Annotated in this window: 18 protein-coding genes; 7 read left to right on the forward strand and 11 right to left on the reverse strand. The window is 44.2% G+C overall.

Annotation, left to right across the window (positions count from 1 at the left end; all coding sequences use genetic code 11):
* Positions 1 to 2,643: a zinc-dependent metalloprotease gene (locus tag DW896_RS05735; RefSeq protein WP_009036591.1), complete on the reverse strand. Its 2,643-nt coding sequence runs from the start codon at positions 2,641 to 2,643 to the stop codon at positions 1 to 3.
* Between the two features lie 356 nt (positions 2,644 to 2,999).
* On the opposite strand from DW896_RS05735, the gene pheS reads away from it, so the two are divergent.
* From pheS to DW896_RS05765, 6 genes are all read left to right on the forward strand, one after another.
* Positions 3,000 to 4,034: a phenylalanine--tRNA ligase subunit alpha gene (pheS, locus tag DW896_RS05740; protein WP_005826371.1), complete on the forward strand. Its 1,035-nt coding sequence runs from the start codon at positions 3,000 to 3,002 to the stop codon at positions 4,032 to 4,034.
* A gap of 106 nt (positions 4,035 to 4,140) precedes the next feature.
* Positions 4,141 to 5,337 (forward strand): MFS transporter, encoded by a 1,197-nt coding sequence (locus tag DW896_RS05745; protein WP_005826370.1) that lies wholly within the window; start codon positions 4,141 to 4,143, stop codon positions 5,335 to 5,337.
* Positions 5,334 to 6,008 (forward strand): endonuclease III, encoded by a 675-nt coding sequence (nth, locus tag DW896_RS05750; RefSeq protein WP_005826369.1) that lies wholly within the window; start codon positions 5,334 to 5,336, stop codon positions 6,006 to 6,008. Before DW896_RS05745 ends, nth begins: the two co-directional genes overlap by 4 nt.
* Before the next feature lie 88 nt (positions 6,009 to 6,096).
* Positions 6,097 to 7,356, forward strand: coding sequence for a phosphoglycerate kinase (gene pgk, locus DW896_RS05755; protein ID WP_085929901.1), 1,260 nt, complete (start codon positions 6,097 to 6,099; stop codon positions 7,354 to 7,356).
* Positions 7,357 to 7,430: 74 nt separating this feature from the next.
* Entirely contained in the window at positions 7,431 to 8,456 is a 1,026-nt protein-coding gene (locus DW896_RS05760) for a porin (RefSeq protein ID WP_005826362.1), read from the forward strand.
* 81 nt (positions 8,457 to 8,537) lie between these two features.
* Positions 8,538 to 10,730 carry a tetratricopeptide repeat protein gene (locus tag DW896_RS05765; RefSeq protein WP_005826360.1) on the forward strand — a complete coding sequence of 731 codons (2,193 nt, stop codon included), beginning with the start codon at positions 8,538 to 8,540 and terminating at the stop codon, positions 10,728 to 10,730.
* Here the strand turns inward: DW896_RS05765 and DW896_RS05770 are convergent.
* From DW896_RS05770 to DW896_RS05795, 6 genes are all read right to left on the reverse strand, one after another.
* Positions 10,727 to 11,308 (reverse strand): Maf-like protein, encoded by a 582-nt coding sequence (locus tag DW896_RS05770; RefSeq protein ID WP_005835770.1) that lies wholly within the window; start codon positions 11,306 to 11,308, stop codon positions 10,727 to 10,729. The genes DW896_RS05765 and DW896_RS05770 overlap by 4 nt on opposite strands.
* A 46-nt stretch (positions 11,309 to 11,354) precedes the next feature.
* Positions 11,355 to 11,885 (reverse strand): HAD family hydrolase, encoded by a 531-nt coding sequence (locus DW896_RS05775; protein ID WP_005826358.1) that lies wholly within the window; start codon positions 11,883 to 11,885, stop codon positions 11,355 to 11,357.
* A 79-nt stretch (positions 11,886 to 11,964) separates the two neighbouring features.
* Entirely contained in the window at positions 11,965 to 12,762 is a 798-nt protein-coding gene (locus tag DW896_RS05780) for a Rossmann-like and DUF2520 domain-containing protein (protein ID WP_119992976.1), read from the reverse strand.
* A 4-nt stretch (positions 12,763 to 12,766) separates the two neighbouring features.
* Complete coding sequence (locus DW896_RS05785) at positions 12,767 to 13,102, reverse strand: hypothetical protein (protein ID WP_022401668.1); 336 nt, start codon at positions 13,100 to 13,102, stop codon at positions 12,767 to 12,769.
* Between the two features lie 2 nt (positions 13,103 to 13,104).
* Entirely contained in the window at positions 13,105 to 13,641 is a 537-nt protein-coding gene (locus DW896_RS05790; protein ID WP_119992978.1) for a nitroreductase family protein, read from the reverse strand.
* A 93-nt stretch (positions 13,642 to 13,734) separates the two neighbouring features.
* On the reverse strand, positions 13,735 to 15,015 hold the full coding sequence (locus DW896_RS05795) for a DUF4026 domain-containing protein (protein WP_165852959.1): 1,281 nt from the start codon (positions 15,013 to 15,015) through the stop codon (positions 13,735 to 13,737).
* Between the two features lie 102 nt (positions 15,016 to 15,117).
* On the opposite strand from DW896_RS05795, the gene DW896_RS05800 reads away from it, so the two are divergent.
* Positions 15,118 to 16,101 (forward strand): GNAT family N-acetyltransferase, encoded by a 984-nt coding sequence (locus DW896_RS05800; protein ID WP_034532827.1) that lies wholly within the window; start codon positions 15,118 to 15,120, stop codon positions 16,099 to 16,101.
* Positions 16,102 to 16,113: 12 nt separating this feature from the next.
* Here the strand turns inward: DW896_RS05800 and DW896_RS05805 are convergent, their stop codons facing one another.
* The 4 genes from DW896_RS05805 to DW896_RS05820 all read right to left on the reverse strand — a co-directional run bounded on the left by DW896_RS05805 (position 16,114) and on the right by DW896_RS05820 (position 23,531).
* A complete protein-coding gene (locus DW896_RS05805) occupies positions 16,114 to 18,693 on the reverse strand; it encodes an alpha-amylase family glycosyl hydrolase (protein ID WP_119992982.1) in 2,580 nt (859 codons plus the stop codon).
* A gap of 176 nt (positions 18,694 to 18,869) precedes the next feature.
* Positions 18,870 to 20,195 (reverse strand): alpha-amylase family glycosyl hydrolase, encoded by a 1,326-nt coding sequence (locus DW896_RS05810; protein ID WP_005826350.1) that lies wholly within the window; start codon positions 20,193 to 20,195, stop codon positions 18,870 to 18,872.
* An 81-nt stretch (positions 20,196 to 20,276) separates the two neighbouring features.
* Positions 20,277 to 21,887 carry a SusE domain-containing protein gene (locus DW896_RS05815; RefSeq protein WP_119992984.1) on the reverse strand — a complete coding sequence of 537 codons (1,611 nt, stop codon included), beginning with the start codon at positions 21,885 to 21,887 and terminating at the stop codon, positions 20,277 to 20,279.
* Between the two features lie 24 nt (positions 21,888 to 21,911).
* Positions 21,912 to 23,531 carry a RagB/SusD family nutrient uptake outer membrane protein gene (locus tag DW896_RS05820; protein ID WP_005826347.1) on the reverse strand — a complete coding sequence of 540 codons (1,620 nt, stop codon included), beginning with the start codon at positions 23,529 to 23,531 and terminating at the stop codon, positions 21,912 to 21,914.

Below are 23,531 nucleotides of genomic sequence, written 5' to 3' on the forward strand. Positions count from 1 at the left end.
TCACTTTACTCCTAATGCAGTATTGATACGCAAAATCAAATCCTTATAATGATATTTAGTGGCTATATCCGATGCACCCAGACGATTTTGGAGCAATTCTTTGATGCGAAGCAACTCACCACGCTTCACGGAGATGACATCAGATACGCGGTTTATCTGCGAACCGTAGAAGTTCAGTTCGCGGTGTGCACCCATACGGTCGGCATCCAAAGTCTTACCGGCATGCTCGTCACAGCTGCAAAGGGCAGTCTGATGGTCCAGCAAGAAGTGGTTGTCCATCAGTTTTTTGTTTATTTTCACTCCTTCGCTTTCGGCAGCTGCTGTAATCAGTGCATCTACGAAGTTCTTCTGCAAGGCGCGTGTCATGACGTCCGGCAAGGCACCGCGTTCCGTAGTGGCAAAGATGTTGCGATGCAGGCCATCCACCAGCTCTACCACCGTGAAAGCCTTTTTGCCGTTCACCGATTCGTTCTCCAACATACGCATCAGGCGGTTGTTGCCCAGCAAATCCCAAAGGATATAGGATTGGGCATTCTTCAACACTTGTGTCGGTGCATTTTCCACTACGCCCAGCGGAGTGTTGCGCAGCAAGTAAGTGTACTCTCCCACTTCTGTGTCGAACAGCCATTTGGGATAGGTCAGCACTTCATCCAGCAGGAACTTCAAGGCTGCTTGCTGCTTCTCTTTCTCCACAAAGGTATAGGTTTTCTGTCCGTCTCCCACAACCGTGTTCTCTATATAGATACCACCGATATTTGCCAATACATGATAAAGATAATTGTTCCATTGGTTGATAACCGCATAGTATAGGCGGGAAGCTTCTTCATAAGTCTGTCCTTTCTCGCCGGTAGTAGTCCATTGGATGATTTGAGGAACAATACGCTTCAAGTTCTCAATACCCAGCAGAGACGAGCGGACAGCATCATCGCCCAAATCTTCATTCTGCGCACGCGGGTCTACGGCATCACGTACATCCTGCGCCTCACTATATTTATATAAACGGTCTGCATGACGGCTCAGAAAGTCGGCAAGCAAGTCCTTCTCTGCTTCTGGGGTTTCTTTACCATACCAACGATAACCGTATTCTATGGCAAACATATCATACGGGCCTATATGGGGAGAAAGTGCCGTAACGCCGTCACCCGGCTGTGCCACATAATTGAAACGTGCATAGTCCATAATAGAGGAGGAAGTGGTATTCATACGGTCCGTAAATGTTTTGGAACGCAGGGAATCTGTCGGAAAAGTCCAGGAAGCAATCATATTGTGACGCAAGCCCAGCGAGTGACCCACTTCATGGCATGCCACAAAACGCATGGCATCACCCATCAGTTCATCCGGCAGCCTTACTCCTCTTGCTTCGGGACGTACGACACCGGTTTGCACTGTAATCCATTCCTGAAGCATGCCCAGCACATTATGCCACCACATGATGTCCGCTTCCAATATCTCACCCGAACGGGGGTCGAGGATAGAGGGGCCCATGGCATTGGCTTTGGTGGAGGCGGCATAGGTCAGCACGGAGTAGTTCACGTCATCCTTATCCACATTCATGCTGTCCGTCAACTCCCTTGCAACGATGGCATTCTTGAATCCGGCACGTTCAAAAGCAGCCTGCCAATCCTCGATTCCCTGCTTGATATATTTCCGCCAACGACTGGGAGTGGAGTTCTCGATGTAGAACACAATCGGTTTGGCCGGTTCCACCAATTCACCGCGAAGGTAACGCTCCCGGTCTTCCGGTTTCGGTTCCAGACGCCAGCGGGTGATGAACGGTTTCTTGTCTACACGCTGCTGACCGTCACTGTAATTTAATAACGGATTAGTAAAATAACCTACACGCGGACTATCCAGACGTCCCATCATCGGTTTCTCCGGCAACAGCAACAGAGAGGAACTGACTTCGACCGTAACAAACACAGTCGTTGTTCCCTCAGTCACCTTAGTTGTCAGCTCGGAAGTAGCTACCACATTGTTCTCAAAAGCTTTGATAGATAAAATGCGGGAGAGATTCTTGATGGCCGAAGTTCCCAGGTTGATATTCGTAAAGACATTATTGATACTCGTCTCCGTACCATCATAAATATCGTTGACCTTGACCACTATCATGGTAGAGTCATTATTGAATGCCTCTATCTTGAAGCCGGCTATCAGCGGAGAAATATAATTATCCAGTACGGACTGCCGTATGGCATCCTCGTCCGGTGCCAACGGAAGAGGACGGCTCTGACGTACCAACAGCTTGTTGGCAGCCTTGTCCAATTCAAAACGCACCATCTGATTTTCGTAATTCGTACCACGGTTCACACCCGCCTCATTCAGTTCGGAAGGCACACGTTGTAATTTATTTACTACCAGCATATCACGTCCCAACAGCCTTGCCGGCACTTCAAAGTAATAATCGCTCTTCTTCTGGTAAACATTGAACATTCCCTTGCGGGCAATAGCATCGGAACCAGTCAATTTTTCGTAGTCGCTCTTGGATTGAACGCTGTCCTTGGTTTCACTCTTCTTTTTCTTACGGAACCATCCCATAGCTTCGGGAGAAGCAAAATCAGATGTACCGGCATGCAACAATACGGCAGGCTCACACATGAGTACTCCCGCAACTGCCACGACTGGCAGGATTGTCTTCAATTTCATCAATTCAAACTCTAACTTTAATGCAACAATTACTCCGTTAACTCTCTCTCTTTGACGTATGTTAATAAATACCAACCGCCAGTTTGTTCTACCTCCATAGAACAGTAAACGGGGCGCAAAGATACGAAAAGTATATTTTAAAAGTCACTAAACAACGCTCATTTATGTTTTTTCCATAAACAATATGAAGACTTTTACATATATATCATTTTTTCTCCCATCCTCTATCATTTCTTCTTCACATAAAATTTTGTACCACTGATACCAAATTATCTTCCCCAAGTGGAGGCAAAACAATGATAATATTGTATCTTTGCACCGTTTTTAACTTAGAAAATAAATAAGATAACAACGATATGATAGCTAAAATCAATCAGCTTCTGCAGGAAGTAGAGGCGCTGAAAGCCGCTAACGCCGAGGAATTAGAGGCACTCCGCATCAAGTACCTCAGTAAAAAAGGAGCCATCAATGACTTGATGGCAGATTTCCGCAATGTAGCCGCCGAACAGAAAAAAGAGGTGGGTATGCGCTTGAACGAACTGAAAAACAAAGCACAAGAAAAGATTGCCGCTTTGAAAGAACAGTTCGAAAGCCAAGATACCGGCTGTGACGATATTGACTTGACCCGTTCAGCCTACCCGATAGAATTAGGAACCCGCCATCCGCTCTCCATCGTGAGAAACGAAATCATCGATATATTTGCCCGTATGGGATTCAATATCGCCGATGGACCGGAAATGGAAGACGACTGGCACGTATTCTCCTCCATGAATTTTGCCGAAGACCATCCGGCACGCGACATGCAGGATACATTCTTCATCGAAAATGATACAGAAAACGTATCGCACAGCATCATTCTTCGCACACACACATCCAGCGTGCAAAGCCGTGTTATGGAGACTACACAGCCTCCTATCCGCGTGCTTTGTCCGGGACGTGTATACCGTAATGAAGCCATCAGCTACCGTGCACACGCATTCTTCCATCAGGTAGAAGCCTTATACGTAGACCGCAATGTGTCTTTCACTGACTTGAAGCAGGCCTTATTGCTCTTTGCTCAAGAGATGTTCGGCAGTGACACCAAGATTCGTCTGCGTCCTTCCTACTTCCCCTTCACCGAGCCGAGTGCCGAAATGGACATCAGCTGTAACATCTGCGGCGGCAAGGGTTGTCCTTTCTGCAAACATACGGGTTGGGTAGAAATTCTGGGATGCGGTATGGTAGATCCGAATGTATTGGAGCTGAACGGAATAGACAGTAAAGTGTATAGCGGGTATGCCCTGGGTATGGGTATAGAACGCATCACCAACTTGAAATACCAGGTGAAAGACCTTCGTATGTTCTCTGAAAATGACACACGCTTCCTGAAAGAATTCGAGAGCGCTTACTAAATATAGTGAATAACGGCTAGTGATTAGTGATTAATAAGTTGCGCATTTTCAGCATATCATTAATCACTCATCGCTAACCACTCATCGCTAACCACTATTTTTCGCTATGGCAAAAGACAAACTTGTAACTTCCGGCTATTGCCTTATCCTGGCTGCCAATTTCCTTTTGTATTTTGCCTTTTATCTGATACTACCGGTTCTTCCATTCTACCTGACTGAGGTATTCCATACCGGAAATGCAGCAGTAGGTGTCATCTTGTCATGCTACACCATTGCCTCGCTCTGCATACGCCCGTTTTCGGGATACCTGCTCGACACGCTAGCCCGCAAGCCTCTTTATCTGGTGGCATACTTCATCTTTATCACCATTTTCGCAGGTTACATGTTAGCGGGAGTCCTATCTTTATTCATCATGTTGCGGGTTGTCCACGGCCTTGCATTTGGAATGGTGACCGTAGCGGGAAATACAATTGTGATTGACATTACCCCTTCGTCCCGTCGCGGCGAAGCCGTAGGATATTATGGACTGATGAACAATACAGCCATGAGCTTCGGCCCGATGATTGGTCTTTTCATGCATGACATATATTCCTTTGAAACGATTTTTGCCTGCTCGCTCATATCAGGAACTATCGGTTTTGTTGCCGCATGCCTCGTCAAGACCCCACCCAAACAACCAGTCAAACGAGAACCTATCTCATTGGACCGCTTTGTGCTGCTGAAAGGTATCCCGGCAGGAATCGCACTGCTATTGCTCTCCATACCATATGGCATGACAAGCACTTATGTAGCCATGTATGCCAAAGAAATAGGAATTACCTTGAATTCCGGATTGTTTTTTACTTTTATGGCCGTCGGCATGGCAGTGTCCCGTATGTTCTCCGGCAAACAAGTGGATAAAGGACGTATCACCCAAGTCATAACTTTAGGACTATATCTGGTATGTAGCTGTTTCTTCATATTGTCCGCTTGCGGACTACTGATGAAGACCGTCCCGGAACTGACAAACATATTGTTTTTTATGGTTGCCCTCCTATTGGGAGTAGGCTTCGGGACGATGTTCCCCGCCTTCAATACGCTGTTCGTAAACCTGGCCCCCAACAACCAGCGCGGAACAGCCACCTCTACCTACCTGACTTCATGGGATGTAGGCATTGGTATAGGTCTGACAGCAGGAGGTTATATCGCACAGATTACCTCATTCGATATGGCATATTTTTTCGGAGCCTGCCTCACGGTTATCTCCATCTTCTATTTCAATCTGAAAGTATCTCCTCACTATCATAAAAACAAATTAAGATGAGAAAGAAAGAGCGTTATGAAAAAATCCTTGCTTGGTTTAGGGAGAACGTTCCCGTAGCCGAAACAGAGTTGCATTATGACAATCCGTTCGAGCTGTTGATAGCAGTTATTCTCTCTGCACAATGTACGGACAAACGCGTCAATATGATTACCCCCGCCCTTTACCGGGACTTCCCTACTCCCGAAGCACTCGCCGCTACTACTCCCGACGTGGTATACGAGTATATCCGCAGCGTCTCCTATCCCAACAACAAAGCTAAACATCTTGTAGGCATGGCACAGATGTTGGTGAAAGAATTCAACAGTGAGGTACCCGATACCCTTGAAGAACTGGTAAAACTGCCCGGCGTAGGCCGCAAAACAGCCAATGTCATCCAATCCGTTGTTTTCAATAAAGCGGCTATGGCAGTAGACACACACGTGTTCCGCGTCAGCCATCGCCTGGGTCTCGTATCAGATAAATGTACAACTCCGTTCAGTGTCGAAAAAGAATTGGTAAAACATATACCGGAAACAGACATCCCCATAGCTCACCACTGGCTTATCCTGCACGGTCGCTATGTATGCCAGGCACGTACTCCACAATGTGATACCTGCGGTTTGCAATTAATGTGCAAATATTACTGCCAGAAATATAAAGTTAGCAAAGAGAGCGGCAAAGACAAAGAATAAACAACGGTTTCATAGCAAAAAAAAGAAATAAATGCTAACTTTGCGCTCACTAAAAAGAAATTAGTAACACTTTTAAATAAAATAGAGTATTATGACAATTGATCAATTTAACTTTGCCGGAAAAAAGGCATTCGTTCGTGTGGACTTCAACGTACCCTTGGACGAAAACTTCAACATTACAGATGATACCCGTATGCGTGCCGCTCTTCCTACATTGAAGAAGATTTTGGCCGATGGCGGTAGTGTAATTATCGGTTCTCACCTCGGTCGTCCGAAAGGCCCGGCTGACAAGTTCTCCTTGAAGCACATTCTGAAGCATCTCGAAGAGTTGTTGGGTGTTGAGGTGCAATTTGCTAACGACTGTATGGGCGAAGAAGCTGCCGTAAAGGCTGCTGCTCTGCAACCGGGTGAAGTGTTGTTGCTCGAGAACCTCCGTTTCTACGCTGAAGAGGAAGGCAAACCCCGCGGTTTGGCTGAAGATGCTACAGACGAAGAAAAGAAGGCTGCCAAAGCTGCTGTTAAGGAAAGCCAGAAAGAATTCACCAAGAAATTGGCTTCTTATGCAGATTGCTATGTAAACGACGCTTTCGGTACCGCTCACCGTGCACACGCTTCTACTGCATTGATCGCTAAATATTTCGACAAGGACAACAAAATGTTCGGTTACCTGATGGAAAAAGAAGTAAAGGCTGTTGATAAAGTTTTGAACGATATCCAACGTCCGTTTACTGCCATCATGGGTGGTTCCAAAGTTTCTTCCAAGATTGAAATCATTGAAAACCTGCTGAACAAGGTAGACAACCTGATTATTGCCGGCGGTATGACTTATACTTTCACCAAAGCCATGGGCGGCAAAATCGGTATTTCTATCTGCGAAGATGACAAACTGGATTTGGCTCTTGACCTGGTGAAGAAAGCAAAAGAAAAAGGCGTAAACCTTGTTTTGGCTGTTGATGCCAAGATTGCCGATTCTTTCTCCAACGATGCCAACACCAAGTTCTGCCCGGTTGACGAAATTCCTGATGGCTGGGAAGGTCTTGATATCGGTCCTGAGACTGAAAAGATCTTTGCAGATGTCATCAAGAACTCCAAGACTATCCTTTGGAACGGTCCGACGGGTGTATTCGAATTCGAGAACTTCACTCACGGTTCACGCGCTGTAGGCGAAGCTATCGTAGAAGCTACCAAGAACGGTGCTTTCTCACTCGTAGGTGGCGGTGACTCTGTAGCTTGTGTCAACAAGTTCGGCTTGGCAAGCGGCGTGTCTTACGTATCTACCGGTGGCGGTGCATTGCTTGAAGCAATCGAAGGAAAAATCCTTCCGGGTATCGCTGCTATCAACGAATAAAAACAAGCAAAATAACACCCAAAGGCAGCTCTTTGAAAAAAGGGTTGCCTTTTTTACTACTATCCATCCCTATAATGAGACGAATTCTACTATCCTGCATCCTTTTATCAGCCACATGCATCCTGAAAGCACAAGATGCTTGTCTGAATGATGTAGTCAACACTTTAAAAGACCGCATTTCACTCTCCGGCTATGCCCAAGTGGGATATACATACGATGATGCGGGCGAAGGTACCAGCAATACTTTCGATATAAAGAGAGTTATCTTTATGGCGCGCGGTAAAATCACCGATAAATGGTCGGCTTACTTCATGTACAGCTTTGCCAATACCGGAAAAATTCTGGAAGCCTACACGGAATACCGCTTTCTCCCTCAACTCACAGCACGTATCGGACAGTTCAAAACCATGTATACCATTGAGAACCCGATGTCTCCCTGCTTTGTCGAATTAATAAACTGTTATTCTCAAGCCGTCAATTACCTGGCCGGTATCAATGGCAGTGATCCGTTGTATGGCTCTGCAAGCGGTCGTGATATGGGATTGTTAATTTATGGAGACTTGTTCGACTCTTTGATGACTTATAACCTTGCCATCATGAACGGACAAGGCATCAACCTAAAAGATAAAAACAATCAGAAAGATATTGTAGGCAGCCTTATGGTACATCCATTGAAATGGTTGTCCGTCGGCGGTTCCTTTGTTAAAGGGAAAGGATGCGCCGTAGCCGTTTCTTCCATTAATCCAGACATAGCCATAGGAGAGAATTACACCCGAAACCGCTGGTCGGCAGGTGCCACCATCAAAACAAAATCCGTAGATGTACGTACAGAATACTTGGCCGGAAAAGACGGACACGTTAAAAGTGACGGTTACTATGCAACCGTATCTGCCCATGTGCTTCCCAAATTTGACGTAATAGCCTCTTATGACTATTTCAACAAAAATAAAACTATTTCCGATAAACAGACCAATTATGTAGCAGGTGTACAGTATTGGTTCTATCCCAAATGCCGTCTGCAAGCCCAGTATACATACTGTAACCGCCATAAAGGAGAAAACTCAAACCTGCTTCAAGCACAGTTGCAAGTTCGTTTCTGAGCTGGGGAAATGGAAATTTATGAACTTTTTGGCATCCTTTTTGTAGTTTTATAAGATACATACCCAAAAAGAGACTGATTTATGAACGAACAAGCCATACAAGAACAATATCAGCATATCGTTACTCTACTCAAGCAGCAACGGCTGAAGGAAGCACAATCCCAACTGGAAGCCTTTCTTTGGAACAGCGGTGACTGGACACTCCGCAACCGCTTGGAACAAGCTCAGACATCCTATCAGTACATGCTGCAATACATGCGCCAGGGAATCGACGATCCTGAACGACAGAAACTATATCGCCAGATTCTGACCGAAACTTGGGAAGTCGCTGACCAGGCACGTCTGTCTCTCCTTGACGGAGTTTCCACGCACTATTACCATTCCCTGCGCAATAACCGGGAACGCCTCCCCAAAGAATACAATATTGCCGCACTGCAGAAGGTATTGGAATCTTTCCCTGATGACCTGGCCGTTTGTCAGCTGATGCCGGATAACCAAGGCATGGACGCCGTACTGCAACGGCACGAACAAACCGCCCAGGTTCTTTTCCTTTCCACATGGAGTAACAGTGACTGGTCTGCAGAAGACGAACAGCAAGCCAAAGGATTACTGGAATCAGAAATGCTTCCCGTCAATGATTTGTGCCTGTTCACCAGTGCCGTCATGCTCAGTCTGATGGAATGCTTCGATACCCGCAAATTCTCATGGTTGCTAGACGCCGTAACGCATGCAAATACGCAAGTAAACCAACGGGCTTTGGTAGGTATCGCTTTCGCACTTCTTTTTCATCCCACCCGTCTGTCGCTTTATCCCGAATTGACAGCCCGCCTTTCCCTGCTCAACGAAGACGGCAGTTTCGGCAAGCAACTGAACCGTATTTACATCGAACTGCTCCGTAGCCAGGAAACGGAAAAGATAGACAAGAAGATGCGTGAAGAAATCATTCCGGAGATGATGAGGAATGTGAACATCATGCGCAACATGAAGTTCGGTTTTGAAGAGAACCCTGAGGAAAACGATCTTAATCCGGATTGGGAGAAAGCTTTTGAAAGTTCCGGACTGGGAGACAAGATACGGGAGATGAACGAATTACAGCTGGAAGGCGCTGACGTCTATATGAGTACGTTTGCACAACTCAAGACTTATCCGTTCTTTAAGGAACCGTACAACTGGTTCTATCCGTTCGACATGCATCACTCCAGCATCATCAAGGAATTCGGATTCAAGCCTACCGGAGACAATGCCATCCTCTCCCTTATCCTCCAATCCGGTTTCTTCTGCAATAGTGACAAGTATTCCCTTTGCTTTACAATGGCACATATACCACAGTCACAGCGTACGATGATGCTCAGCCAGATGACTTCCCAGGATTTGGATGCACTCATGGACGAAAGCAAATCTTCCGCTTTACGGCAGTATGCCGAACGACCGGATGTCATCAGCAACCAGTATGTCCACGACTTATACCGTTTCTTCAAGTTAAGCCAGCGCAGACACGAGTTCCGTGACATCTTCAAGGAAGAGATTGCCCTGCACCGTATCCCGGCACTCAAAGATATTCTGTGCAAACCCGAGCTGCTGATTACCATCGCCGATTTCCACTTCCGCAAAGAACACCCGGCAGAAGCATTGGAGCTTTATAAGGAATTGATAGCCTTGAACCATGCAAATGCAGACATTTTCCAAAAGGCTGGCTATTGCCTGCAAAAGGAAAAGAGGTATAAGGAAGCGATAGACGCCTACCTGAAAGCCGATGTACTAAAGCCCGACCATGTCTGGACAATCCGCCATCTCGCTACGTGCTACAGGCAGATAAGGGACTTTGCCTCTGCACTGGAATACTACAAGAAAGTGGAGGCAATCCAGCCGGAAAACCATAATATCCTTTTCTACGCCGGAAGCTGCCTTGCCGAACTGGAAAGATATGAAGAGGCTCTGCAATATTTCTTCAAGCTTGATTTCATCGAAAGCAATTGTATCAAAGCATGGCGTGCTATAGGCTGGTGTTCGTTTGTCAACGGCAAGTATGAGCAAGCAATGAAGTATTACGAAAAGATACTCGCCTCCAAACCACTCGCAGCAGACTATCTCAATGCCGGACATGTTGCTTGGAGAACGGGCAAAATAGAAAAAGCTGCAGAACTTTACAGTAAAGCAGCTTTGGAATATGGCGGGCAGGAGATTTTTAGAGAAATGTTCGGTAAAGACAAAGAAACACTTGTCAGACAAGGAATCAGTGAAAAAGATATCCCTCTAATGATGGATCTGGTTTAGATCTCCAACAACTCCCTGTACAGTCTCTGTACGGGGAGCCCCATTATATTATAGTAACTCCCGGATATGTTTTCCACCCCAATGAATCCAATCCACTCTTGTACACCATAAGCTCCGGCTTTATCCATGGGTTGGTATTTGTCCACATAATAGGCAATTTCCTCTTCGCTCAGTTTAGCAAAACGCACTTCTGTTGCCGCTGCAAAACTGCGTTGCCACTCAGTAGTAGTGATGCACACACCGGTAAACACTTCATGGGTACGTCCGGACATGTCGCGCAACATCTGCATGGCTTCTTCCCTATTCTTGGGCTTTCCGAGAACTTGTCCATCCAGCCAGACAATGGTATCTGCCGTAATCATCAATTCGTCCGGATGCATCATATCACGGTAGGCATCCGCCTTTTCCCTGGATATGTAGAGAGGAATATCCGCTCCCCGCAATGTCTCGGGATAAGATTCATCCACATCGGGCAAAGTTCTTACTTCATATTCCACTCCCAAACCAGCCAGCAATTCTTTCCTTCGCGGAGAATTGGAGGCGAGAATCACCTTATATTTCTTCAGATTATCTAACATCATATCATTTACGATTTGACGATTTACAATTTAACGATTGAAACAACTACCAACCAAAAGCTTTTTCATCTGCCATCCAAAGCCCTTGCACTTTCAATACCTGTTCCACAATGTCGCGACCACAGCCATAACCGCCTTCTGCATACGAAATATAGCGAGCCACAGCCTTTACCTCAGGCACAGCATCCTTAGGACAACATGGCAAACCACACTCACGCATCACCTCCAAATCGGGAATATCATCACCTACATACAATATTTCCTCGTCCTTCAAGCCATGACGGTCACGGAAGTCATGGTAATCATGGATTTTAACAGAAGAACCCATATAGATATTTCCATCCTCAAAACCTAAAGAAGTAAAACGCTTGCGGACTGCTTCTGTACGTCCACCCGTAATTATACCCAGCAACACACCTTGCTTAGCAGCCAGATGCAGGGAATAACCATCCTTTATGTTAACCGTACGCAGAGGTTCACCCTCCGAACTCATAGGGATAACATTGGCACTCAGCACACCGTCCACATCAAAAACAAGGGCTTTTATCTTTTTCAAATCATAGTTTATGGTACTCATTGCACTTTTTTCTTGTTCATTATAATATACCTATATGCAGCAAAACATTAGTTCAAAAGAGGCAAGCATCGGCATCCGGTTATCTTATTGCCAACCGATGTATATTCTCGCTAATCTCCCGATACAGTTCCAGCATTTGCGGCTCATCAGCAAGCATCCGCAGATGCTCGTCAATGACATTCTCATCATAGCGCACAGCCGGTCCTGTCTGTGCGGCAAGCGGTTCCAGCTCATGCACCTTGCGGGCCGTCTCGTCTATCAAGGGGAGCATTGCCTCGAACGGCAACCCGTACTTTTTCAGCAGTTCAGCAGCCAACACATACATGTGATTGGTAAAATTGCACGTAAACACAGCCGCCAGATGCAAACTTTTGCGCTGCTCAGAACTTGCTTCATACACTTTTTCCGATAGGGCGGAAGCAATGTCCTTCAGAAGCTGCACATCCTCTTCCGAGTTGCTTTCCACAAAACACGGTATCTGTCCAAAATCCACTTCACGCTGCTTACTGAAAGTCTGCATCGGATAAAGCACTCCATAACGCACTACATGCCCCTGCCAAATATTCATAGGAATACTGCCGGCTGTATGCACCCATAAAGCATTCTCCTTTCCAGAAACAATCTGGGGTAATAATTCTACAAAAGCCGCGTCCTTCAGCGAAACGATATAAAGCTGCGCCTCCTTCGTAACCGCCTGCAGCTCCGTGGTATATGCAGCTTCCACCGTCTGTGCCAATTCCTGCGCCGATTCTTTTGTACGGCTGTAGACCTGCACAATACGAAACCCTTTCCGATAAAGAGCCTTTGCCAGATTAGTAGCCAGATTTCCGGCACCGATAAAGGCAATGGACATATCTTCTATACTTCTTCCTGCCATACACTTATCTTGTTGCCAACCAATACAGAATAGCCCCTAATACCAGCAACGCCAACGGCAGCAGATAAGCGGACATCGTACCGAGTAAGGCAGTTATCAACCCGAAGTTCAATATCAGCCACAAACCTATCAATACCAATCCCACTGACTTGTCATGCTTGAACAGCAGAAAAATCACTGCGGTATACAATAGAAAATTATCCTTATTCATCACCCACGGCAAGCCGATTGCAGAAAAATGCACCAATTTGTCCACCAAGTAAAGAATGCCGAATACAATCAGTGTGATGGCAGTGGCCTTATATGTATCACGGTTATTGTTTGCTTTTGCTGCACTCACTGTTACTTTCCTCCGTACTTATTGATATGTATCTTTTCCCACTGCAGATTGTCTTCGTTGAAAGGCTTGCGCTCCATCCCCTTATGGCCGATAGCAATAACACTAAGCACCTGCAGCTGTAAAGGAATATCCAACACCTCGTGCACATACTCGCCGGAAGGCATACCGGAAGCCGTAAAACGTTCGCGCACCTGCACCCAGCAGCTTCCCAGCCCCATATCTTCGGCCTGAAGTTGCAGGTAGATGGAAGCAATGGAGGCATCTTCTATCCACACGTCGCTTGCCAGCGGGTCGGCAACAACCACTACTGCCAGTGCCGCATCGGCAATAAACTGCGATGCCTGCTCCTTGCAATAGGACAATTCCTTCAATTTATTCTTCTCGTCCACCACTATGAACTGCCATGCATTGCTGCGTTTCGACGTGGGTGCCATCAGGGCTGCTTTCATCAAAGTAACGACTTGTTCTTGTGTCAATTCTTCTTCTGTAAACTTCCGCATGCTGCGGCGTGCTTTTATCAATTCACTGAAACTTTCCATAACATATTCGTGTTTAGCGAAGGCAAATTTAGATAAAATATCCGGGAATGGCGAATAAAAGCCCTTACAATCTTCTCCCCGCTTCCTTTTGTATCAGACAAGCAGATAGGCGGTATCCGGAACAACCGAAAATTCCTCTAAATAGATTATCCAGTCGGTCACATCCTCTACCGTAAACCACCCTTCATCACCCTCGTGCATGTGGCTGACGTCGTAAGGTTCTTGTATAAGCTGTCCCTTGAAACGCTCTCCATCAAACTCCAACAGCTTAAACCAAATATGTTCGCGGTCGTCAGCCTGCTCGGCACTGTCTGTCTTCAAGCCAATTTTAAGCAAGATAGAGTCTTCGTCCTTCTTTGCCATGTATTTCACAAGACCGAAACGCTCGCGAGCCAACGCACTCATGCGATTGGTTTCACGGGTACTAATAAAGAATAGCGGATTCTCACCCCACATGCTATCGTATTCGGACACCTTCCGCAGTCTGCCTTTCTTCTCGTCGTCCTCACTCGTATAGATGAACACGGGTGCCGTGCGGCCGTTGTGTCCCTCCTCACGGTCGTCCGCACTGCCAAGAACGAGGCTTCGGTACTCATCCAGCGCCTTTGTCCACGAAACGTAGGTGGCCACTATCGGCAAACGGTCATTCAACATCCCGATATATACGCCAACACCAGGTTCGGAAGTCCTATCGTCTTTATCGAGCAGATGACTAGCAAGGGCGGAAATCAAGTAATAATGGTTGTTGTAATTCTCCTTGTCTGATTTCAGAATCTCAAGTTCATACAAACCGCAACGGTTCAATCCGTGCGTATGCAACCACACCTCGCCTCCTTCATCGGTCACAGCATGTACCGTGAACAAAACACTCGTTCCGGGAACTACCGCCGAGTCGGCAGCCAGAGTGGCCCACCGAGCACAAACCAGTTTCTCGGCACTTTCGTCCACAATGGCAAGCAGGTCGGGCACCATAGCTACAGCAATCTTCAGTTGCAGATGGTAGGACTTCTGCCCGTCAACGCCGAACTTCATGAACACCGTAAGTGCCCTATCGGCTCTGCCAATAGCATATAGTTCTTCGTCAGTGAAATAATAATCCCGACGATTAAACATATCAGGCATTGAAAAATCACCTTCATAGAAGCCTATTTCATACACTTCGCCATCATATCCTACTTCCATATATCCCGGTTCGTCTTCATCAGGCAAACGTTTTTTCAACAATTCCACTCCAGAGATAGCAGCCACGCGCTCAAAAAGCCGTACCGACAAATCCATTCCACCCCCCTTAGGCACTGCCATCATATAAGAGGACTCTTCCCAGTAGCACAGCGGCTGTTCTTCGAGAACCGTTTTCTTTTTCTTAAAAATCATATCCATTCTTTTTATGTAAGACTTCAGCTATAGTGACAAATTTAATAAAAAAGCCTACCCATGCCAACCGAAATTTCAGTTTTTTTGTTAAGTTTGCAAGCAATGCCCCTCAAACTCACTACATATTACCGTGGGAGCAAGGTTCCTGACCTGCCAGGCACCAACACCTTCCATTCCACAGAGTTGTTCCGAATCTACGAGGCAACTCCGGGGTATACCCCCATACTCATTGTGGCATCCGAAGATGACAAGCCCGTTGCGAAACTGCTTGCCGCCATACGTAAAAGTGTCCGCATGTTTCCACCCGGCATCATCAAAAGATGTGAGGTGTACGGTACGGGAGAATATTTCAATAACGAGGCAGACAAAGAGATTATCTTCAGTGACATGCTGCAAAGGCTTACCAATGAAGCATTGCGCGATTCTTTTCTCATCGAGTTCCGCAACCTGGAAAATGCCATGTTCGGATACAAATCTTTCCGAGACAACCAATACATCGCCATCAATTGGCTGCGGGTACGCAACTCGCTGCACAGCGTCGAAAAGGTGGAAGAGCGTTTCAGCCCGTCACGTATCCGGCAAATAAAGAAAGGGCTCAAAAACGGCGCCCAAGTACGGGAAGCACGTACCAAAGAGGAGATTCTCTGTTTTGCCCAGATGTTGCGCCACGTATATTCTTCCAAGATACGGCGCCACTTCCCCAGCATCAAGTTCTTTCAGCATCTCGAAAACCAGTTGACAAAAGGGCAGCAAAGCAAAATCTTCATCGTCATTTATAAGGAGAAGATTATCGGTGGCAGCGCATGCATTTATTCAGATGACAGCGCCTATCTATGGTTCTCTGGTGGCATGCGCAAGACTTATGCCCTGCAATATCCGGGGATTCTTGCCGTATGGAAAGCACTGGATGATGCCAAACAACGCGGATACCGCCACTTAGAGTTCATGGACGTGGGACTTCCCTTCCGTAAACATGGCTACCGTGAGTTCGTTCTCCGCTTTGGAGGAAAACAAAGCAGCACCCGACGCTGGTTCCGTTTCCGTTGGAACTGGCTGAATCGGGTGCTGATAAAGATGTATGAATGATTCTTACCGAAATCAGAAATTAGTGTAGACCACATATCCATGAGCCGGTACATTAACCTGTTTATTTACGGTTTCACTTTTTCCTGTAAAGTAATTGGTCCAGTTACCAGGAGTGGCAGGGAAAACAATATCAGTAGCGGTATGTGTAAAGTTACCCACCACCACCAGTTGCTTACCCGTTATACTTTTTACCAATAATGTACGACCGTTGTCCCAATCAGAAGTTTCCACCTTCCATGTCAAAGTTGCATTTGCATCAAACAACTCCGGATGAGCATTGCGCAGCTTCATCAAACCTGCATAAACATCGTGCAGCCCTTTACGATCGGCGTTATCTAAATATTCCCAATGCAAAGGCTTCCTACCGGTACGGCCATTCTCTTCAATAGAGATGTCATATCCCATCTCTCCGAACTGCCAAACCATCTTAGGACCAGGAACGGTAAGGAAGAAAGTTGTATTTAGTGCCAACTGATTCATACGGGCATCAAGGTCGGTTTTCAGCACACCATCACCCCATTGCGACTGTTTGTAAGCTGTGCGTTCTTCATCATGGCTTTCCATAAAACCTACCCATGCAGTGTTTTTCTCATAAAGGCTACTAAAAGAACTATTTTCAGCATACCCCATAGCCGACTGACAATAGGCATTATTCAAGTTACGCCATAAGTGCATACCATCAGCTGCCAGTTCATTTTCTTCCTTTGAATCACAGAAATGCTCCAAGATAACATAAGAGTCCTTTTTCACTTCCTTGATGGCCGCATTATAATCCTTTAGGACGGCAATGCGACCCGCATCGTAATTGGATGCTGTACTTTCAGTGCAAGAGGTTTGTGTGAACCCTTTCGTCAAATCAAAACGAAAGCCATCCACCTTATATTCCTTCAACAAGAATTGCAGATTACGCTTCACAAACTTACGCACCAATGGGCTTTCATGATTGAAATCATGGAACACGCTATAAGGATGAGGTGCTTCCACATTGAAGTATGGATTATTCTTTGCAGTCTTATCACCATCCCAATAGAGTTTAGCCAGCGGATTATTTCCTGTAGCATGATTATAAACCACATCCAGAATAACTGCCATACCAGCCTCATGACAAGCATCAATGAACTGCTTATACATTGTTTTTGTCCCATAAGCTTTATCCATCGCAAAGAAAAAACAAGGATTATACCCCCAACTGTCATTGCCGTCAAACTCCTGCACCGGCATCAACTCAATAGCGTTGACACCCATTTCTTTCAAGTAAGAAAGCTTTCCCATCGCACCGTTAATGTCACTCGTAGCCGTAAAGTCGCGCAAGTGCAATTCATATATCACTAATTGCTCAGGATTTGCTATTTTAAAATCATTATACTTCCAGTTATAACTATCTTTCTGTATCTTGAAGGTCGAAACGATTCCTACCCCTCCCTTAGGATAAACCAGGTTTTCATTATAGGTAGAAGCTGAAATATCTTTATCATTATCAGGATCCAGTATTTTTTCAGTATAAGCATCTGCCAAATGAATTACTTCACCTTCCTTTGTACCCACATAGTATTGGAAAGCATACTCTTTACCAGCATCTAACCCCGCCAACGTAATCCACCAACATCCGGAAGCATCATCACGATACATCTGCGACTTTTCGTCATTACTTAAAGTCCAATTGTTAAAGTCACCCACAACATGTGCAAAATCCTTATGATTTCCATTCACATCTTTATCATAAAGTACCAGTGTCACTGTAGAATTATCCATTATGTTGATACCTTCGACCATATCAGCCGGTACAGCGGCAGTTTTAATCTCACCGGGTACAAATCCTTCATATTTTGTATCAGTTACCGCTATAAAGGAATCAGTATCTATTCCTTTTTTACTACCATCCGCACTACGAATCACTATTCCAAGTTGGTTCACCGGTGTCTTTCCACTCCCAAACCACTCCCGGATATTCGGACTCAATGTAATACTCCAAATATTAGCCTCAGATAAAGTCATCTTACATTTATCTTTGTTTTCTGCCCACTCTGCAGGCACGAATTGCCAACGACCTTCACTGACAACACCAATATGTACATACACATCTCCTTTATACTCATAGAGGGCAGACTTTGTATCCGCTTTAAACGTAATGACAAGAGGCTGATCAGCATCTGGTACCACCGGTGTATAACTCAGACCAGCAGGAATTGCAATTGCATTGGCAGCTTGAGTGACGGATATTTCTTCCCTTTTTGAACCGGATATAATATTCAATTGTGCTGTACGCGCTATTCCAGTTTCATTTTTAGCAACAGAAACCATAATCGTAGCTTTTCCTGACAAGCCTTTTGCCGGATTGATACTGCACCAGCCAATATCCTCACCACTCAGCTCAGCAGTCCATTGATATCCGGCCTCAAAACTGACACTTTGTGAAGAAGCAGCTTCAGCAAAGCTAAAACCTTGTTCAAAAATAGCTTCACTACCGGAGGCAGGAGTCAAATATTCCTGAAACTCCTCTTTGTTGTCACTACATGCCGTGAATGCCAGCAGCACGCTGAAGCATATCAAATGCCATAAAACAAGATTCTCACGTTGAACGATAATTTTCATAATATGAAGTATTTAAAGTTATCACTTCACAAATATAACCGGAAAAGAAAGGGCAAATCAATTAACGTAAAGGAAAACGAGAACAATATCACGAAAACGTTTGCATATCAAACAGAAAGAGGAGACCTTACACAATATAATAGTATAGGGTCTCCTCTTTTATTAAAATCCAGCCGTCAGAATCTAATTATTCTATACTCTAATGCATTCAGTTTAATTTCATTCATCAATTCCAGAGGTTTATTTTCGTAAATATCAGTAGCTACATGATGCTTCCAACCCTCCGGTAAAATAACAGAAACATCTCTATTACGCACATTAACCAATATCATAAAAGCATCTTTACCATCACTTTTCTGATACATCAAGACGTCTGAAGCAGGATACCCAGTTAATATTCCTTTCCGAAGTGCAGGATATTTATTATACAATCCCATTAAACACCCATATTCTTGATAAATATCCGAACATTCGGACCAATCCACGGATGTATATGCAAAAAAATTAATAGGAGCCTCATGTCCAATTTCTTGTGAACTATAAATCAATGCTCCACCATGCAAAAAAACGGTTCCAACAAAAGCAGCCATAGCTGCCCTTTCACTTCCTAACTCCACAATTGGCGACATTTTAGAAGCCTCATCATGATTGGTAATAAAACGTAATTTCATTTTTCCTGCCGGAATTGAGTCATACTCGCTCCAATCCACCTCCAACAAGCGTGCCGCACTACTATCATTAACGAAAACATCCCGCATCGCCTCCATCAAATCCCAAGCATAGTTCATATCAAATCCTGCATCAAAATGATCTTTGCGCTTACCTTCTGCCAACATTAACAATTTCCGATTTGGAATAGCCCTCAGAGAATCAACAGCTTGCTTCCAGAAAGTATATGGAACATAATCAGCAGCATCACAGCGAAAACCATCTACACCAACTTCTTGTATCCAATATTTCATAGCATCAATCATTGCAAGGCACATATCTGCATTATCGTAGTTCAAATCTGCCACATCATTCCATCCCGTTCCTGCAGGAGAAATTATATTTCCGATACTATCCTGAGTATACCACTCTTTATGTTCTTTAATCCAAGCATGGTCCCAAGATGTATGATTAGCAACCCAATCTAAAATTACACTTATTCCTTTTTCATGGCATAATTCCACTAAACGCTTAAATTCTTCTACTGTTCCAAATTCAGGATTTATTCTTTTATAATCTTTGATACAATAAGGAGAATTCACCGTATTTACCTCACCAATCTCATAGATTGGCATAAACCAAACAACATTAACACCCAAAAACTGAATAGAATCAAGATGTTTTGATATGACATTAAATGCATTCTTCAGAGCAAAAACACGTGGATTGATTTCGTACATCACAACGTCTTCTACAGCAGGTAATACTTGCTTTTGTTCAGTAACTATCTCGCGTTTTCCGGCACAAGCATACACTGTCAATAATACAAGTATAGTATAAAATAAATTCCTCATCTATTTACAATTCATTGGTCTGACAAATAAAAAAGGATTAAAGGTCCCCCCCTTAATCCTTTTTCTATAAATAAGAGAGCCTTAATTGGCTGTCATTGTAGCATTCTTAGCTTCTGGATCCAATACAATCGTGTATGTTCCAGCTGAAACTTTAATATTTCCACCATCCTGCGTCAGCGCACCTAAACTACCACCAAAGTTTATAGTCCAAGCTGCATCCCATCTGAATTTCATTTCACCATCACCTAATGTAACAGTCACCGACCACTTTTGCGTTTCAGCATCATAATCCATTAAAGTGCCTTTATCCCATCCACCAGGAGTAGCATCACCAATAATCTCCCAACCTGTCTTATCCAAAGTAGCAACCATCTTCTTAGTATCGGCACCTACTCGATAATAACCGGCAGCCTCAATCTTAACATTACCGCCATCACCGATAACAAACGTAGTTGATGTCTTAGCCTCATTCCAAGTAATATCTCCAACAACACCAATCCACGTACCAGAATCATAGAACTTGAATTCTGTATCGGCAGGGAAATAGTGAGTGCCAGTATATTTGAAATCACGAGCTGCAGATTCTACCTTATAGCAATCATCAGCTTCCGGCTTCCAACCATCACCACTCTGATAGCTACCAGGCAATGTCATTGCAGAGCTAGAAAGCTCAATCGTTGTTTCTTCCATACTATAAGTATATTTTCCTGCATTAGTCAAATTTAAAGTAATAATATAGGGACTTGCCTTTACCACTTTGAAATTTTGACCTCCAGCAACCAAGTTACCGGCCAACTCAGAAAGTTTACCTTCTTCTGCTCCATAATTGAATCCCCAGTCATTATTGGCTCTAAATTTGAATTCCTTATCGAGCAACGGAGTAACCACTGTCCAAAGACGAGTAGTGGTATCGTATTCCATCTGGGTATCTTTGTCCCAACCACTAGACGTAGCATCTCCAATTACTCCCCAAACCAGCCCTTTCTCTGATTGGGTTACCTTACCTTCTGCATCTAAAGTAATTTCAATGAAACCTTTACCATCAGCAGTAACTTGCTGATCTTTAGCCAATACTTTCGTAAGGTCTGCACCATCAATGATTGCATAAGAAACAGCACCATCAAAATTGGCATAACCACTATAAATGCCATCACCGTCAGGGTCACCTATCAAATAGGCAGTAGTGTAGTCCCAATCAGGATAGCCAACAGCTACATAAGCATACTTCCATGTAATATTATCTACATTAGGGTCATAAGGTGTAGCCTTAAAAGTTATTGAGTTACTAGCTGCATCAGTATAAGCATCATATGCCTCAGAAACCAAAGAAACAGTAAAATCATACGTTTGCCCCGGATATGCTCCTACCTTAGCCAATAAAGAATTCATTTCACTATTTGTAAATGCCAGTTTTGCATCCCCTGTTTCTCCTATTACAATACTCTTATTGGTAGAAGTATTTGTTAGAGTTACAACATAATTAACTACTGCAGAAACTCCATAATCTGCCTTATCCCAAGCTATTTCCGGAAATTGCGCATCCTTATTGTCTTTAGTAATAGTAATGTCTGTTTGGGAAAGCGCATGCAATGCAGCAGCAGTCTTCAATTCCAATATGGGGGTAGCATCCTCCTCACAAGACATCAATGCGAAGATTCCAGCCAAAAGTAAATAAATATATTTTGTCTTCATATCATTCATGTTTAATCATTAATATTAGTATCCTTCATTCTGTACCAGGTTCTGATTAGAACCAACATCGTCTGAAGGCAAGGGGAACACTTGATAAAAGCTTTCAACAGATTTTCCTGCCGCAACTCCACCCTTCCATGGCCAAACATAATCAGCAGAAGTATATTTACCGAAGCGAATCAAATCTGTACGTCTTTGAGCTTCGTAGAATAGCTCACGTGCGCGTTCATCCATCATAAAGTCCAAAGTAAAATCACTATCGGAAATAGGTGCGGACGCCTTGTCTGAATATGCACGTTTACGCAAATCATTTACATATCCCAAAGCCTCTGTTTTTGTTGCTCCTTGTCCGCCACGAAGAACAGCTTCTGCTAAATTCAAATAGATTTCACCTAAACGGAATAATGGATAATCTGTCCAAGCTTCCGCAGATGCAGGTTTACTTCCATCTTTATTCACATTATAAAACTTGGTAACGGGAATGCCATTATTGACAAAATCAGCTTCATTTGTGATCTCAATATTTGTGGTAGCTTCTGTACGCAACATTGCTTTACGAGTATCCTTATCACTGCTATCCTCTTTTTCAAAGATATTATATAAAGACGACTTAGCTCTAACACCTTGCCAACCTCCCTTTGCATTCGTTTCTTCTTGAAAATCAGCAGAACCCCAGCATAACAAAGCTGTCATACCTCCCCAGGTCATTGTATCTTCACCTTCATATCTCAATGGGAAAATCATCTCTTTGGATTGGTCATTATCAGCTTTGAACATATCGCCATAAACCGGTTCCAATTGGTAACCTGCTGAAATAATCTTTTTAGAATAAGTCACACATTCAGTATATTTATTTACACCTACATACGTGTCTGCATTCAAATACAAGCGAGACAATGCAGCCCACAGAGCAGCTTTATTAGCATGTCCATAATTATCATTAAATCCAACTACAGGATCAAGCATATCACTTTCACATGCCAACATTTCACTTTCAATGTATTCAAATAATTGATCTTTCATAATTTGTTGTGGACGAACGCTACCAATAGGGCTGTTTTCATCTACAAACGGAACATTACGATACAAATCCAAAGCATACAGATACATCAAAGCACGCATAAAACGAGCTTCTGCACGGAAAGTTTTAATAGAAGCCTTTACTTGCTCTGAACAACCTCGTGAGGCAAGTTTATCATCAGTTGTTTCACGTAAAAACGCATTTGACAAGTTAATCTGATAATACAAACGATAATATGATCCTTTGATCCATGGACTTGAAGCAGCCCAAGAAATATGATTGAAGTCTGGAATACCAGGATCATTCCAGCAACAATGAGCGATATCAGAAGCCAATTCCTGCATATTCCACAATACGCGAATAAATGAAGCCTGAGAACCACCGTCAATGCCGACAACATCCTGGTCTGAGTCTCCACCTGCATTACCACCTATTACCAAACCTGCATATATTTTAGCCAAACTTTGTTCATAAGCTCCTATCTCCTTTCCAAAAACGACATCCGAAACCAATTCATCCTTATCCAATGGAACCGTATCCAGATCGTTCACACAAGAGGTAACCCCTAACATCGTACTCAAAAGGGCTGCCGACAATATATATTTATATTTTAATATTTTCAT

It is taken from the genome of Bacteroides sp. AM41-16, assembly GCF_003603495.1.
Lineage (GTDB): Bacteria > Bacteroidota > Bacteroidia > Bacteroidales > Bacteroidaceae > Bacteroides > Bacteroides uniformis.

What these genes read in the sequence shown, in the direction of transcription:
- DW896_RS05760 (WP_005826362.1), top strand. Translation starts at nt 7,431, where the DNA reads ATGAGACGAATTCTACTATCCTGCATCCTTTTATCAGCCACATGCATC.
- DW896_RS05790 (WP_119992978.1), bottom strand. Translation starts at nt 13,641, where the DNA reads ATGGAAAGTTTCAGTGAATTGATAAAAGCACGCCGCAGCATGCGGAAG.
- DW896_RS05820 (WP_005826347.1), bottom strand. Translation starts at nt 23,531, where the DNA reads ATGAAAATATTAAAATATAAATATATATTGTCGGCAGCCCTTTTGAGT.
- nth (WP_005826369.1), top strand. Translation starts at nt 5,334, where the DNA reads ATGAGAAAGAAAGAGCGTTATGAAAAAATCCTTGCTTGGTTTAGGGAG.
- DW896_RS05765 (WP_005826360.1), top strand. Translation starts at nt 8,538, where the DNA reads ATGAACGAACAAGCCATACAAGAACAATATCAGCATATCGTTACTCTA.
- DW896_RS05810 (WP_005826350.1), bottom strand. Translation starts at nt 20,195, where the DNA reads ATGAGGAATTTATTTTATACTATACTTGTATTATTGACAGTGTATGCT.
- DW896_RS05795 (WP_165852959.1), bottom strand. Translation starts at nt 15,015, where the DNA reads ATGATTTTTAAGAAAAAGAAAACGGTTCTCGAAGAACAGCCGCTGTGC.
- DW896_RS05770 (WP_005835770.1), bottom strand. Translation starts at nt 11,308, where the DNA reads ATGTTAGATAATCTGAAGAAATATAAGGTGATTCTCGCCTCCAATTCT.
- DW896_RS05775 (WP_005826358.1), bottom strand. Translation starts at nt 11,885, where the DNA reads ATGAGTACCATAAACTATGATTTGAAAAAGATAAAAGCCCTTGTTTTT.
- DW896_RS05805 (WP_119992982.1), bottom strand. Translation starts at nt 18,693, where the DNA reads ATGAAAATTATCGTTCAACGTGAGAATCTTGTTTTATGGCATTTGATA.
- DW896_RS05745 (WP_005826370.1), top strand. Translation starts at nt 4,141, where the DNA reads ATGGCAAAAGACAAACTTGTAACTTCCGGCTATTGCCTTATCCTGGCT.
- DW896_RS05815 (WP_119992984.1), bottom strand. Translation starts at nt 21,887, where the DNA reads ATGAAGACAAAATATATTTATTTACTTTTGGCTGGAATCTTCGCATTG.
- DW896_RS05800 (WP_034532827.1), top strand. Translation starts at nt 15,118, where the DNA reads ATGCCCCTCAAACTCACTACATATTACCGTGGGAGCAAGGTTCCTGAC.
- DW896_RS05780 (WP_119992976.1), bottom strand. Translation starts at nt 12,762, where the DNA reads ATGGCAGGAAGAAGTATAGAAGATATGTCCATTGCCTTTATCGGTGCC.
- pheS (WP_005826371.1), top strand. Translation starts at nt 3,000, where the DNA reads ATGATAGCTAAAATCAATCAGCTTCTGCAGGAAGTAGAGGCGCTGAAA.
- DW896_RS05735 (WP_009036591.1), bottom strand. Translation starts at nt 2,643, where the DNA reads ATGAAATTGAAGACAATCCTGCCAGTCGTGGCAGTTGCGGGAGTACTC.